Raw genomic sequence first — 14,068 nt, forward strand, 5'->3', positions numbered from 1 at the left:
AAATGTCTTAGCGTATAAAATCCGCGTTTTACCGTCAGTACCCCATCGCTATCAAGCTAAGATTTTAAAGTACCCCCTAAACGAAAACTTTGTGTTTTTTATGGCACCGAAGTTCATTTTTATCGTTTTGGGGCAACCTGTTCTGTTAGGTTGATGGGCATGTCGTGTGACCCCTATATAAAAGATTTATTTGAAGTTACAATAAGTGCACCACCTTGTTTGTATTATTGTGGAAGATATTGGTTCTTGATTCATCAAAGGGAAAATAGCCTAGTTCGTCAATGATAAGAAGATCTGGCCGACTCCAACGTTTAAGATGTAATTTAGAATTTTACAATGCAAACATTTTAGTCCAATTCACGTAATATAGGTATTTTAAAATAAAGAATAAGTGTAAATATTAATAAAGATAACGCCCCAATAAATATAATGATTTGTATATGTATTCCAAGTGAAAGGAGTAATGATGTTAACCCATATGAGATTGGTGTAAGCCCCATAGAAGAAAGTGTTTGAATACTCATTACTCTACCAGTCATGTCTGAATCTGTTTCAGTTTGAATGAGTGAGACAGCGCATATGGAGGAAACAGTCATTGAAAATCCTAGAAAAATAGCAATAGTAATACTTTGCCATGATTCAAAAGAAAAGCTAAACAATAAAAAACAAAGTGCTAGTAGCATTGGTGAATTAAGACTTACAATACCTCTTTTTTTCTTAAGATTCAATATACTCAAAATGACAGATCCGATGACCATTCCTATAGCTAAACATGATTCAAGTAAGCTAAAATATAAAGTATTACCTTTGAGCACATTTTTAACGAAAATAGGAAGTCCAATAGTTAATGGACCTGTAAAAAAAAGATTTAAGAATAAAGTTTTTAAAACAAAAGCTTTTAAAACGGGTTTTTTTTGTACATAACTAATGCCTTCTTTTAAACTTTGAAGAATTGGTTGCTTATTTTCTATATTAGTATTTTTGCTACCAATCTTAATGAATAATACAAAAATACTCCCTAATAATAAAAAGCTAGCAACTAATCCAAAAATGCCTTTATAGTCAAAATTTACAATAATAATTCCGCTTACCATTGGTCCAAAAATAGAAGTGCATTGGCTAGTAGTCTGAATAATTGAATTAGCTCTTGTTAGAGAGTTTTTGGGAACAATTGCAGGAATAATTGAACTCGAAGCTGGCCAAAAAAAAGCATCTAGTACGCCAAAAATTAATGCAAAAAAGATTAAAGTCCACAAATGTATCTCACCTGTTAACATTAATAAAATGACAAGTGCCCCAACAATTAGTGATTTCGTAAAATCTGAAAAGAACATAACTTTGGATTGGCTCACTTTATCAGCCAATACGCCACCTAGCAACATAAGTGCAATCCTAGGAGTGGCACCTGCAATGTAAATGATTCCTAACGAAGATTCTAAATTTAACATCTTTACTACATACCAGGCTTCAGCAAAATAAAACATGCTAAAACTTAATCCAGTAAAAAACGTGCCAATCCAAAGTAAGACGAAAGAGCGTTCTTTTACTAAAGAGGTACCTTTTATCTTAACTTTTGTTTTTTGAAGAACAGATTCACTCATCTTTATCACCTTCCTTAAAATAAGGCTCGTCTACTTGGAATCCAACTGTGGCTAAATAAAACCATTCCGCGTCACTATTCTCAATTTCATCAATATCATGGAGTTCTTTTAAAAGATTATGATATTTAGCAACCCATTCTTCAAATCGATTTTTTGTTGTGCGAATTTCTATTTGACTTGATATTCTAGCCCATTCTTCTGGCTTTTCAGACTGTGTTAAAAAGGCACTTTCAGGAGCTTCTAAAGCACGACTCTTTGCTCTCTCTAAGGTTGCAATGGTTAATAACCTACGACTCTCTCCATATTCCGAATGAAAAGGTAATAAGTTATTAGAGGGGATAAAACTTTTAGCAACCGCTTGATATAGTTTTTGAGTCATATTTCTTTTTTTATTTTCCTCTACTATTTGGACTAAACCATTTTTTTCTAGATCACGTAAGTGATAGTGAATTTTCGAACGAGATAAACCAATAATTTGTGACAACTGTTGTCCTGAACGAGGTTCTTCAATCAAAAAAGAAAGAATTTGAACTCTTAAAGGATCACTTAATGATTTTAATTGTTCATAATCATTTAGAATTAATATATCTTTTTGTGTCATTTAACATGTTCCTTTCATCTGACTAGTCAGTTTTTGTTGACATGAATATAACAGTTTTTTCTGATTATTGTCAATAAAGAAATGAAACATTTTCTAAAAAAATAAAAAACCGTTATCCTATTTCTAGAATTATAGGAAAGGGTGGCGTTTCTTTATGAATCTTTCGATTCTTGACGAACTTCAACCGATTGCTGAAGAATTACAACGACATATGTCTCCTCATGCTCTAGAACACCTAGCCAAAGAAAAAGGATTGGTTCAGCAAAAGAGTAAATATCAAGCACAGGAGTTAGTTGCTTTATGTGTATGGCTTAGTCAACAGGTTGCAAGTACATCACTCACACAATTATGTAGCTGTCTTGAAGTATCTACAGGTGTTCTTATCAGTCCTGAAGGACTTAACCAACGATTTAATGCTTCCGCAGTACAGTTTCTTGAACAAGTGCTAGCTAAACTTCTAACTCAAAGAATTCATTCAACAAAAGAAATAATTCATCAATATACCACGACCTTTAAGCATATTCGGATCCTAGATTCTACAACATTCCAGCTTCCAGATAAGTTTTCTCCGCATTATCAAGGTTCAGGTGGAAGTAGCCATACGGCAGGAGTTAAAATTCAATTGGAGTATGACCTGTTGAGTGGAAAGTTCTTGCACGTTTATGTAGGAGAAGGAAGAGAAAATGATAAAACCTTTGGTTCAACAAGCCTACAAACCATTCGACCAAAAGACTTGTATATAAGAGATTTAGGCTATTTCGACTTACATGACTTACAGAATATCCATAATAAAGAAGCTTACTATATCTCACGTTTGAAATTAAATTCTCGAATCTATCGTAAGAATGATAAGCCAGAGTATTTTCGAAATGGAACCGTGAAGAAAGGATCACTCTATATTCAGTTAGATATGGAAGAACTCATGGATCAATTGCTCCCTGGTCAAACAATAGAGATTTCAGAGGCATACATTGGACAGTGTCAAAAATTACCAGCTCGTGTTATTATTCATCGATTAACAAAGGAACAAACAGAGAAGAGGCTGAAGGAACAAGCCAAAAAAGAAAAAAAGAAAGGTATTACCTACAAAGAACGAAGTAAACGGTTGAGTGGAATCAATGTGTATATTACGAATCTTTCTGTAGAAAATGTCCCAACGGAACATATCCATGACTTGTATTCATTACGCTGGTAAATTGAAATTTTGTTCAAAACATGGAAATCTTTCTTTCAAATTGACAAGTGCAAGGAAATCAAGAAGGAACGTTTAGAATGCCATTTATATGGGCAACTCATTAGTATTTTACTCTGTTCATCGACGATGTTCAAAATGCGTCAGTTACTCTTGGATAAGAAAAAGAAAGAGCTAAGTGAATACAAATCCATCTATATGATAAAGAATTATTATCTATTGTTTTATGAAGGATTACGGAAGGGCATCCATGAATTATTAAAAGTTTTACTGCGTTTGTTTTATCTTTTAGAGAAAAACGGGAGAAAATCTCACCGGTACAAGAAGAAAACAGTCTTTGATATTTTAGGCGTCGTATACGACTTTACTATGTCTCACAATCATGTAGCATAATCAAAAAAATTGAAACCCAATAGGGTTTATTTAGTATGCAAATCTTTAAAGAAGTTACACTGGACCTTTAGAAAAAAGAAAAAATCTCACCGGAAATTAAACTTATATAAGCTTAGCTTGATGGGCATGAGGCGATACCCCTAAATAGAATTTTCACTCAACTATTGATAAAGTTGTTCTTTGGCAGGTTTATCCAAACATATATAGAAATATGAAAAAGTAAATTTTAATCTGACCAAAGGAGATGAAGAAATTGTTTAAAAAAGTCGGTATAGGAGTATTTTCTACAGCAATTGTATTAAGTGCCAGTATAGGTTTTTCAGGTATTGTATCAGCAGATAGTCCATCTGCAAATGAACAAGTTAAGAATGGAGATTTTGAGGATGGGCTAAATAACTGGATTTTATCTAATCCTAATTCTTCTACCGAGAATATCGGCACTTCTGAACCAGGCAATCATTATCTGAAATTAATACATGCAGACACAGCCTATCAGCTTGTTACTGTAAAGCCGAATACAGAATATACATTAACATTTGATATAGCAGGAAGTATAGTTTCTCCATCAGAAGTAACAGTAGGTAATCTGAATGCCAATCAAGAAATCGTTCCATTAACAAAGAAGCAGTATACAGGATTTAAGCCCGAACATCATGAGATGAAGTTTAAAACAGGGGAAGACGTGTCAAACTTTGCTGTCAAACTTGCTTCTACAGCAAATGGGAGGGTTAAGTTTGATAATGTACAATTAAAGGAAAAGGAGAAATCTTATATTTTAAATATTGATTTTGACCGCAATTCAAGTTTAGAGATTTTTAAACCATATGGCGATGTAAATTACAATATTGAAGAGCATGTAGGAATAAATAATTCTAAAGGACTTCATTTAAGTGGATCAGGCGGTCTGTTGATGGGGTCCGTAACTTTGAAGCCTAATACTACATACATAATGTCTGTATTTGGAAAAATAACGACTCCTGGTAAAACAGTACTCGTGGGGGCAGCAACTAATGGAATGAGAACAGCTTATATGGAATTTACTTCCTCACAGTATGAACAAAAATCGGTCGAATTTACTACTCCAAATAATAATTATCCAACTAACGTCTTCTTAGATCCTATTTCAATGAAAAGCTTTGATGCCTATTTTGATGATATCGTACTAGTTGAAAAGTAGCCATAATAAAAAATATATTTCTATCATTGACACATAAAAACAATTCTAAAAATGAGCCGCCATATGCCTATCGACTTGAGACTTTGAAATGTATCTACAACGAAGTTTGTTCTTTCTACATTTATTTATGGGAATTCAGCTCGTTTTTCATTTTGGGGTATTTGCTATTCTTAGATTGATAGTGATGTGGCGAGACCCTATAATAGATAAATTATAAGTTTAAATGACTGCCAAAAACGATCATTATGTCAATCAGCTGTCCATATGGGCACTGATTGTATTTTTTTTGATTACCGTGGGGTTTTTCCAAAATGCTGGCGGTACCCCACATCCATCAAGTTAATATTGTAAAGTAACCCAAAAACGAAAATTTTCAATTTCTACAGTTAATGAATTAAAAAGTATCAACTGTTTTTTCGTTTTGAGGAGAAATACATTTCTTAACGTATTAATCATTCGTTCAATAACAAAAACCTGAATTTATAGAGTGATACCTTTCAATTTAAATGAAACTTAGCAATCATGAACAGGGAGTAAAGGGCGATACATAATAGGTGATGAAAGTACTACAGATGTGTTTAATTGTCCGAAAGGAATAAGTCGATCTACGAGGGCTGTTACATCTTTCATTGAGGCAACTGCCACCTTCATAAAATAACTATTTGTTCCAGTCACTCTATGACACTCTAGAATATCCATTTCCTCTTTAATTATCTCCTCAAATCGGTGGCACTCTATTTTTAAGTTTCCTATTTGAATGATTACAAGTGTGTCTTTTCCAATTGCCTCATGAGAAATACGTGCTGTAAAACCTTGAATGACCCCATTTTCTTGTAATCGCCGCAATCGCTCATTTACACTAGGGCGACTAAGATTCAATTTTTTCGATAACTGAATAATTGTTATTCGGCCATCCTCCTGAAGGAGTTCTACTATTTTTCGGTCAATGTTATCCAAAGTTATCCTCTCCTCTTCCTAATTGTAAATAATTATATTGTTATTTATTCAAAATATAAAGTTTAAACAGTCTAAAATATTCAATAGTTTATATAAAATAAGGAAATAACTTTCTATAATGAAATTATACATAAATAGTAAGGAGAGGATGATTTTGTCACAATTATTGAAGCAAACCATTTCAGTTCCACAAGGCATCGCCTTATATGTGGGAGCTGTTTTAGGATCAGGAATTTTGATATTGCCCGGTATGACAGCGGGTATTGCGGGTTCAAATGCATTAGTTTCATGGATAATAATGATACTTCTTAGCATTCCATTAGCCTGTACATTTGCTTTTCTTTCAATCGATTTCCCTAGTTCAGGAGGAATATTGACTTTTGCAAACAAAGCTTTTGGGCATTATGCAGGTGCTCTCTCTGGATGGTTTTTTTTCATTGCAGGAAGTGTAGGACAAATCATTGTCTCATTAACAGGTGGGACTTACATAGCTTTTGCATTTAACTTGCCACATTTTGCTGCTTATGTCATTGCAAGTGTATTGCTCATCATTGCGGTTATCGGAAACTATGTGGGATTACAAACAAGTGGGAAAGTTCAATTATGTTTGGCCGGGCTTACATTTTTCATTCTATTGAGCACATCAGTGTTAGCTTTTCCAGTTATTAACCTTGAGCGCATAACACTCCATATTACAAAAAGTAGCCTCATTCCAATTGGTCAATCTGCAATGCTCATTTTTTGGTCATTTTTTGGATGGGAAGCTATCTCCAGCTTAGCACCAGAATTTAAAAATCCAAGAAAACAAAACATCATGCGATCTACATGGGGAGCTATTGTTATAATCGGTGTTTTGTACTTTGGCATTATTTTGGCTGTAATTGGTACGGAATCCTATTCAACAGGAGAACAAACTGTTAATCAGGCTATGAATAATGCAGCACTAGCCCAAGTTGTGGAAAAAGTTGCAGGGGTAAATGGTGCCTGGGTAACAGCGATTCTCGCTTTTATTATATGTTTAGGAACAAACAACGCGTTTGTTGCAAGTATGAGTCGGTTAGGTTATTCCTTATCTCATGAACACCTAGCACCCTCATGGTTGGATCACATGAATAAAAAATATTCAACCCCTAGTCGTGCGGTTTTATTAGTAGGATCGATTGCAGCAATGGGTTTATTGTTAAGTTTTATTTTTGACATTGGGTTAGAACAGTTAGTATTTATTCCTAACTCATTAGCAATCGCCACTTATGTTGTTGGCACGGCAGCTGGAGTGAAGTTGATTACAAATGTCTTGGGGAAGGTGTTAGCTGTAATAGCTTGTATACTTTGTCTTGCGGCTTATCCTTTCATCGGTTCTTTTATCGCGATTCCAATCATTGTAGCCGTTTCATGTATTGTATATATCACTTGGAGAGAAAAAAGGGAGAAATATCGTGAAGAAGAAGCGTAGTTCCTTTCCTTTCATTTTTAAGAACGTTTGAACTCAGCTACACGAAAGTTCAGTTTATTTCCATCCTTAAGTTGATGGGCATGAGTAGAAGAACAAGAAAGAAATTATGAGACATTTTATGTTTATTGGAATATTTGATAAAATCATTATTATGGTAATAATTGAGAAGAGTTTAGGGGGATATATTCGATGAGTTCATTAGCATTATATGAAACATTTCGAAGTGATACGATTCATTCCGAATTAAAGTGGTATTGTCAACCAAAGAATTGGAACATAAAAAAGGAAAATGCGGGCCTTATCATTGAACCTAATAAGAGGACTGATTATTGGCAAAAAACTCATTATGGCTTTGTTGTTGATAATGGGCATTTTCTTTATACAGAAATGAATGAGGATGTCATTATTACGACTAGAGTACGATCATATCCTGTGCATCAATATGATCAAGCGGGACTAATGGTTCGCTTTTCTAAAGATTGTTGGATCAAAACATCCATTGAATACGAACCAAATGGCTCATGTAAACTTGGAGCAGTTGTTACAAATCATGGATACTCAGATTGGTCTACTCAAAATTATACTCAGGGGCCATTAGATTTATATTTTCGTATTCGTAGGGAATCTGGAGATTATATCGTCGAATTTTTGGAAGTTGAAGATGATAAAACGCCTTCTCTAAGTGAACTAATGGAACGAGAGTGGAATCAACTACGAATTGCTAGATTAATGGAAGATACAGAGGGACAAGTATTTCAATGTGGGGTATATGCTTGTAGTCCACAAGGAAAAGGTTTTGTGGCCGAATTTGACTTTTTATCTATCGAAAAAGGAGTTCTGGTACAAAAAATATGAAAGAACAAGAATAAGGTATACTTGTACTGAAATGATACCTTATGTTATAAGTCAAAACACTGGATACATAAAAACTTCGTGTTATTTGAATATGAAATGAATATAAACATGCATAAAGACAACCGGTTATTCGAATGTTTGTTCAATCGTTGTACTGAAAAAGCAGAAGTAAATTATTTCATTAAACGACGTAGAATGTATATTAAATGTACAATGGGCTAATACATGGAAAATCGAAGCTACATGTATTAGCCATATGTACGAATACAGGTCTAGAGGTTAGTTATATCTATATCAGTTTGCTAGGTTTTCGAATCCATATAAATAACATTTCGCTTATCACACCTACTCCAATGCCTATCGCATAAGCTAATAAGTCACTCCATAAAAATCCATAACCTAATATCAATCCACCTAAAGTTGTTTCGCGAATATGGTCAATCCAACTAGCGTGATACAATTGGCTGAACTCAATGATATAACAAAATATTAAGGCGAGTAACGCAATAACTTTTGTTTGAGCACTTTTAAAAATAAAACCAAAACCAACAAAAATCATTAACGCCCACAGTGCATCTCCTAAGTATGTATTCAAAATATGTGGTAACACATGCGCTATTTTTCTTGATGTTAGCCCTAATATAATTACAATGATGGTCATCATTGCGTATAATAATCGATTGCGTTTAAATGTCATATGCAAATTGCTCCTTAAAGTATTTTTTCAAAAATGAATAGATGAATGATTTATATTTTTTGCTTATACATTAAAATGGTGCACGTGTTGCAAATATGTTCTTTTTATGAATACAGATTGTAGTTTATATCGTTTCTGTAATGAGAGGATTTTTATATAGTATAAGATGAATAACAATAAAAGGAAATGTTCGATCGTTGTTTCTATATAGTGGATTAGTGGTGTGGAACGTATAAAAGGAGTTGCTTCGTTATTTTTTGCAGTTGTATTTTTTTCTGTGGTTTGGATATATCTTCTTTATTGAAAGAATTAGCAACAAGTTTCTTTAGGATCTGTCCTAAAGAATATTTTTCATAAAAATAGAATCAACTATAATCTGATTTGAACACATTTGTTTGGAAAAATGGAGGTTTATTTATGTTAAGGCAAAAAAGAATAAGAGATTATGGTGTGAAAATAGGACGCTTAGAAACAGGCTACTATAACTCTATTACAGATGTTGAAGGAGTTACTGTTGGGCATGTAACTCTTAGTGATAAGGATATACAAACAGGTGTCACAGCTATTCTTTCTCATCAAGGCAATATATTTAAGGAAAAACTAATTGCCTCAAGCCATGTAATTAATGGGTTTGGCAAGACTATGGGGACCATACAAATCAATGAGCTAGGTACATTAGAATCTCCCATAATTTTAACGAATACATTAAGTATCGGAACAGCTGCAGATGCATTAATTGAATATATGCTAGAACATAATCCAGAAATTGGACGAACGACTGGAACCGTTAATCCAATCGTATGTGAATGCAACGACATGCTATTAAACGATGTTCGAGCTAGATTTATAACTAAAGAACATGTTATGCAAGCATTAAATAATGCCTCATCCGAAGTTCAAGAGGGCACTGTTGGAGCAGGTACTGGAATGCTGTGTTATTCATTAAAAGGTGGTATTGGTACTGCCTCCAGACGAATGAGAATGGAACATGGAACTTATACGATGGGTGTTTTAGTGTTGTCTAATTTTGGAGTTTTGAGTGATTTAAAAGTGAATGGAAAAGCTGTTGGAGAAGAATTGAGAGATGCTATCCTTCAGTCACGCGAGGAACAAGATAAGGGTTCAATTATCATAATTGTTGGAACAGATCTTCCCGTATCAGAAAGACAGCTAAACCGGATTATAAAAAGAACGATAACAGGCTTATCACGTACTGGTTCTATCATTACAACCGGAAGTGGTGAGGTGGTAATTGGTTTTTCAACAGCTACAAAAATATCCCATGAAAAAACTGCACATTGCATTTCGGTTCCAATGATTCACGAAGAAGATATAGATGTAGCATTTCGAGCTATTGGTGAGGCTACTGAAGAGGCTGTTTTGAACTCATTAGTGACTGCTACACATGTTATTGGACGAAATGGAAATGAAAGACCCGCTTTCAAAGATTTATTAGATAAATACGACATTCAGTTAACGTAAGAAAGTGTAAAGTTTTTTTATAAGTGATATTCCTTCCTAATTACCGATAACACTTATTATGCGAAGGGACTTTTAAAGATTTTGTGATACTTTGGTTTTTCGTTAGCAAAAAGTGTTTTCATGTACAGTAAACATCTTTCAGTCTAATGCTTTTTTTCTATAGTTTAAAACATTTTTATCAGACAATTTGATGAGATGGTTTCTTGGCAGATTGATATAAAATATGATTTCGAAGTTCTAACTGGAAAAACTGGAAAGTATTTTAAAAACTTTCTTCTTGAATCGTATGGGGGGATGCAGGAGATGAATCAGCTATATTAGATTATGGATGTGGATATGGAAGAACGTTACTTGGGCTAAAAGAAAATCAATTTATAAATTTGTACGGTGTAGATTTTTCAGAAGAAATGATTAAGCGAGCAAAGTTACATAATAATGACATCCATTTTGAGATTATTGAGAGTGGGAAAATTCCTTTTCCGGATCATTCCTTCGATGCCGTACTGTTATTTGCGGTATTAACTTGTGTCTATAACAATGAAGAACAAGAATCCATATTGCAAGAAGTGAAAAGAGTATTAAAGCCTGGTGGAATTATTTATATTAACGATTTCTTATTGAATGATGATGAAAGAAATATAAATCGATATGACAAATACTTTGAAAAGTATCATACATACGGTGTATTTGAATTACCTGATGGAGCTGTGTTACGTCATCATACTGAGGAACGAGTAAAAGAATGGACAAGTGATTTTCAACAATTAGAATTTGAAAAAGTAGAATATGTGACAATGAATGGAAATCGCTCTAACGGATTAGTATATATGGGAAGTTTGACGTAATAGATTTTTTGAATTTTATGTGATGAAGGGATGAATCTAGTGAATATAGTAACTGTCTATCATTATGATGCATTTAGCGATAAACCAAATAAGGGAAATCCGGCAGGTGTTGTTTTACAGGCTGACAAGTTAACTGATGATGAGATGCAGAGTATAGCTTATAAAGTCGGATTTAACGAGACTGCCTTTTTAATGCAGTCAAGCGTAGCAGACTGGAGAATTCGTTATTTTACGCCGGGATATGAAATGGATCTTTGTGGTCATGGAACTGTAGCTGCTATTTACGCATTGCAAACTAGAGGCTTAATCAAAGAGACAGGAAACTTTACAATCGAAACGAAAGCAGGTGTTTTACCAATACAAGTGGAGCTAGATCCCGATAGAAGACCATACATAACGATGAAGCAAGCAAATCTACAGTTTCAAAAGTTTGATGGTTCAAGAGAAGAGTTAGCTGCTTCCATAGGTCTACATGAGAATGATTTAGAAGAAAACTTACCGATTGTATATGGAAGTACAGGGAATTGGACTTTATTGGTTCCTGTGAAAAATCTAGCGTCGTTTAAAAAGATGAAACCGAATAATAAGATATTTCCATCTATCTTAAAAGAAATGCCTCGAGCTTCCATTCATCCGTTCTGTTTCGAAACATACGACTCAAATGCTCACATGCATGCACGTCATTTTTCATCAGCATATGCGGGTACAATAGAAGATCCAGTAACGGGCACAGCTTCCGGAGTTATGGGGGCATATTACGTTACATTTATTGATGAAGAGTTTAAAGAGAAAAAAGAACTTTTAGTAGAGCAAGGGCACGAAATAGGGAAAGATGGACGAGTGAAAGTAGTGGTGAGAAAAGAATGGAATGATAGTTTAGAAGTGGAGATTTCGGGAAGTGCGGTGTATGTGGACGGGTTTGAAGTTACTTTATAAAAAATGAATTATTTGATTTAAAAGAATGGAGGTATTCAGATATTGAATGCATTATTGGGAATTTCGGAAATTGATGAAAGTAAAGTTAAGATCAACTACAGAGAAGCTGTTAGAGCTATTATCATTCAAGACAATAAAATCCTTCTCGTTCATTCTAACTTAGGAGATTATATATTTCCTGGAGGAGGGGTTGAAAAGGATGAAAGTCATGCAGAAGGATTAATGAGAGAGGTAACTGAAGAGACGGGTTATCTTAACTGTGTAATTAGAGATAAAATGGGTGTGGTCGTTGAAAGGTATATAGATAAATATGATGAAAATGCTATCTTTCAAATGACTTCCCATTATTATTTTTGTGAAGTGAATGGCGAGAAAATCGCTCAAAAATTAGAAGGTTATGAGATTGAACAAGAATATACACCTCAATGGGTGAAGCTTAATGATGCAATTAATCAAAATGAAAAAATCATTAACCAATGTGAACAAAATTGGTGGATACATCGAGAAAATTTTGTTTTGAAGGAACTGAAAAAAATCAAAAGATAAAAGAAAGTGAGAGTGGAAATTTGAATATTAGAGTAGCAAATGAATTAGATTATCCTGCTTTAAGAAAAATATATTTAGAATCACGTCGTAAAAGTTTTCATTGGGCTGATATAGAAAAAATGACTCTAGAAGATTTTGATAAGGATACTGTGGAAGAATATATTATTTTAGTAGAAGAAAATAATCATATTCTTGGATTTGCTTCTTTATACTTGCCAGAAAACTTTATACATAATTTATTTGTTCATCCCGATTTTTTCGATAAGGGTGTTGGTGGTACTTTGCTTGGTGCCTCTATAGAAAAAATGAATAAGCCACTAAGATTGAAGTGTGTATCTGAGAATAAAAAAGCAATGAAATTCTATGAAAATAAAGGTTGGAAGAAAGTTGTTGAAGAAGGAGAACCCGGAGAACGATATTGGGTTATGGTATTTGAATGAAAATATATAAGGAAGAGCCTGTTGATTAGGCTCTTTTTTGTTGAACTTATGTTAACTACGTAAGATGGAAACACAAAATTACACTGCTAATCCTTAATCACAAATAATTTAGGGGGGAGAGGCATTGATACATGCCATCAAGTCACGAATTTTTTATAATCATTTGCTACTTTGTCCCAAGTTACAAGAACGCTGGTACTGGGCTAACAAAACAAAATCCCCCCTAAAACGTTAAAAATTTTTTTCAGGTGTTGCGGGTTATTCTTTGAATTGTTGCTGTCCACTTACAGGAAGCCAGTTAATTTATGCTCAAAATGTGTCTAAACGTGCACGATTTTCCTGAAATAATATGTGCCCTCAATAGACTAGGCACAAAAAACAATCTTTAACTCTTCTTTTCTCATAACCTAGTTGGTTTTAAAATTACGAATAGATATTATTTTTTAACTATTTTTTGACAAAAAACATCTTTTGTGGAAAAATATACATTGTGATAAATTTCTAATTTAACATATTTCCAAAAGAATTCCCCTTCCTCAAGGAATGAGAAGGGTGAAGCCCAATGAGTAGGGAGGGGATGAATTTTGGTTGGCGTAAGCCAAAAGGTTGAAAAAGGAATTTCCTCAAATTAGATAGAATGTATGTAAAGAATACTTTTGATCTCAAGGTTATTGTTTGCTGGCTGTGGGCAGTTCGCTATTAGAAATGCTAAAACAATACATCGAAACTTAAGGACAAAACTAACGGGGGGTGATGACAATGTTGTTGAATCAAAAATATGAAATCTTCCCAACAGAGGCACAAAAAGAAGTGTTAGACCGTTGGTTGCAATATTGTCGTCAAACCTATAATTCTGCCTTGCTAGACAAAGAACGGAAATATAAGCAAAACAA

Annotated in this window: 14 protein-coding genes and 1 pseudogene; 11 read left to right on the top strand and 4 right to left on the bottom strand. The window is 33.9% G+C overall.

Going from position 1 to position 14,068, the window contains the following annotated elements:
* Nucleotides 1-347: 347 nt before the first annotated feature.
* Nucleotides 348-1,601 carry an MFS transporter gene (locus tag BM211_RS18155; RefSeq protein WP_090998892.1) on the bottom strand — a complete coding sequence of 418 codons (1,254 nt, stop codon included), beginning with the start codon at nt 1,599-1,601 and terminating at the stop codon, nt 348-350.
* Entirely contained in the window at nt 1,594-2,202 is a 609-nt protein-coding gene (locus tag BM211_RS18160; protein ID WP_090998894.1) for an ArsR/SmtB family transcription factor, read from the bottom strand. The genes BM211_RS18155 and BM211_RS18160 overlap by 8 nt, the downstream gene beginning before the upstream one ends.
* A gap of 154 nt (nt 2,203-2,356) precedes the next feature.
* Between BM211_RS18160 and BM211_RS18165 the strand changes: the two are divergent.
* Both BM211_RS18165 and BM211_RS18170 read left to right on the top strand, forming a co-directional pair.
* Nucleotides 2,357-3,787: pseudogene (locus BM211_RS18165) on the top strand (IS4 family transposase).
* A gap of 253 nt (nt 3,788-4,040) precedes the next feature.
* On the top strand, nt 4,041-4,964 hold the full coding sequence (locus BM211_RS18170) for a choline-binding protein A (protein WP_090998897.1): 924 nt from the start codon (nt 4,041-4,043) through the stop codon (nt 4,962-4,964).
* 513 nt (nt 4,965-5,477) lie between these two features.
* Here the strand turns inward: BM211_RS18170 and BM211_RS18175 are convergent.
* The gene (locus tag BM211_RS18175) at nt 5,478-5,921 is read right to left on the bottom strand and encodes an Lrp/AsnC family transcriptional regulator (RefSeq protein WP_035434719.1); all 444 of its coding nucleotides are present in this window, start codon (nt 5,919-5,921) and stop codon (nt 5,478-5,480) included.
* Nucleotides 5,922-6,075: 154 nt separating this feature from the next.
* Between BM211_RS18175 and BM211_RS18180 the strand changes: the two genes are divergently transcribed.
* Nucleotides 6,076-7,374, top strand: coding sequence for an APC family permease (locus BM211_RS18180; RefSeq protein WP_256217142.1), 1,299 nt, complete (start codon nt 6,076-6,078; stop codon nt 7,372-7,374).
* Nucleotides 7,375-7,563: 189 nt separating this feature from the next.
* Nucleotides 7,564-8,229: a DUF1349 domain-containing protein gene (locus BM211_RS18185; RefSeq protein WP_090998901.1), complete on the top strand. Its 666-nt coding sequence runs from the start codon at nt 7,564-7,566 to the stop codon at nt 8,227-8,229.
* Between the two features lie 289 nt (nt 8,230-8,518).
* Here the strand turns inward: BM211_RS18185 and BM211_RS18190 are convergent, their stop codons facing one another.
* The gene (locus BM211_RS18190; protein ID WP_090998903.1) at nt 8,519-8,926 is read right to left on the bottom strand and encodes a ribosomal maturation YjgA family protein; all 408 of its coding nucleotides are present in this window, start codon (nt 8,924-8,926) and stop codon (nt 8,519-8,521) included.
* 417 nt (nt 8,927-9,343) lie between these two features.
* On the opposite strand from BM211_RS18190, the gene BM211_RS18195 reads away from it, so the two are divergent.
* The 7 genes from BM211_RS18195 to BM211_RS18220 all read left to right on the top strand — a co-directional run.
* Nucleotides 9,344-10,408, top strand: coding sequence for a DmpA family aminopeptidase (locus BM211_RS18195; protein ID WP_090998905.1), 1,065 nt, complete (start codon nt 9,344-9,346; stop codon nt 10,406-10,408).
* A gap of 177 nt (nt 10,409-10,585) precedes the next feature.
* Nucleotides 10,586-10,729 carry an aminoglycoside 6-adenylyltransferase gene (locus BM211_RS26125; RefSeq protein WP_256217143.1) on the top strand — a complete coding sequence of 48 codons (144 nt, stop codon included), beginning with the start codon at nt 10,586-10,588 and terminating at the stop codon, nt 10,727-10,729.
* Complete coding sequence (locus tag BM211_RS18200) at nt 10,723-11,253, top strand: class I SAM-dependent methyltransferase (RefSeq protein ID WP_256217144.1); 531 nt, start codon at nt 10,723-10,725, stop codon at nt 11,251-11,253. Before BM211_RS26125 ends, BM211_RS18200 begins: the two co-directional genes overlap by 7 nt.
* 39 nt (nt 11,254-11,292) lie before the next feature.
* The gene (locus BM211_RS18205) at nt 11,293-12,189 is read left to right on the top strand and encodes a PhzF family phenazine biosynthesis protein (protein ID WP_090998909.1); all 897 of its coding nucleotides are present in this window, start codon (nt 11,293-11,295) and stop codon (nt 12,187-12,189) included.
* Between the two features lie 42 nt (nt 12,190-12,231).
* A complete protein-coding gene (locus BM211_RS18210) occupies nt 12,232-12,735 on the top strand; it encodes an NUDIX hydrolase (RefSeq protein ID WP_090998911.1) in 504 nt (167 codons plus the stop codon).
* 20 nt (nt 12,736-12,755) lie between these two features.
* The gene (locus tag BM211_RS18215; protein ID WP_090998913.1) at nt 12,756-13,175 is read left to right on the top strand and encodes a GNAT family N-acetyltransferase; all 420 of its coding nucleotides are present in this window, start codon (nt 12,756-12,758) and stop codon (nt 13,173-13,175) included.
* 753 nt (nt 13,176-13,928) lie between these two features.
* Nucleotides 13,929-14,068: helix-turn-helix domain-containing protein (locus BM211_RS18220; protein ID WP_177206962.1), on the top strand; the 140-nt coding region annotated here is incomplete at its 3' end.

It is taken from the genome of Bacillus sp. 491mf (assembly GCF_900112415.1).
Classification (GTDB): domain Bacteria; phylum Bacillota; class Bacilli; order Bacillales; family Bacillaceae_G; genus Bacillus_A.

Bases quoted from the DNA above. Each gene is read 5' to 3' on its own strand.
- BM211_RS18155 (WP_090998892.1), bottom strand. From the start codon at position 1,601: ATGAGTGAATCTGTTCTTCAAAAAACAAAAGTTAAGATAAAAGGTACC.
- BM211_RS18160 (WP_090998894.1), bottom strand. From the start codon at position 2,202: ATGACACAAAAAGATATATTAATTCTAAATGATTATGAACAATTAAAA.
- BM211_RS18185 (WP_090998901.1), top strand. From the start codon at position 7,564: ATGAGTTCATTAGCATTATATGAAACATTTCGAAGTGATACGATTCAT.
- BM211_RS18190 (WP_090998903.1), bottom strand. From the start codon at position 8,926: ATGACATTTAAACGCAATCGATTATTATACGCAATGATGACCATCATT.
- BM211_RS18195 (WP_090998905.1), top strand. From the start codon at position 9,344: ATGTTAAGGCAAAAAAGAATAAGAGATTATGGTGTGAAAATAGGACGC.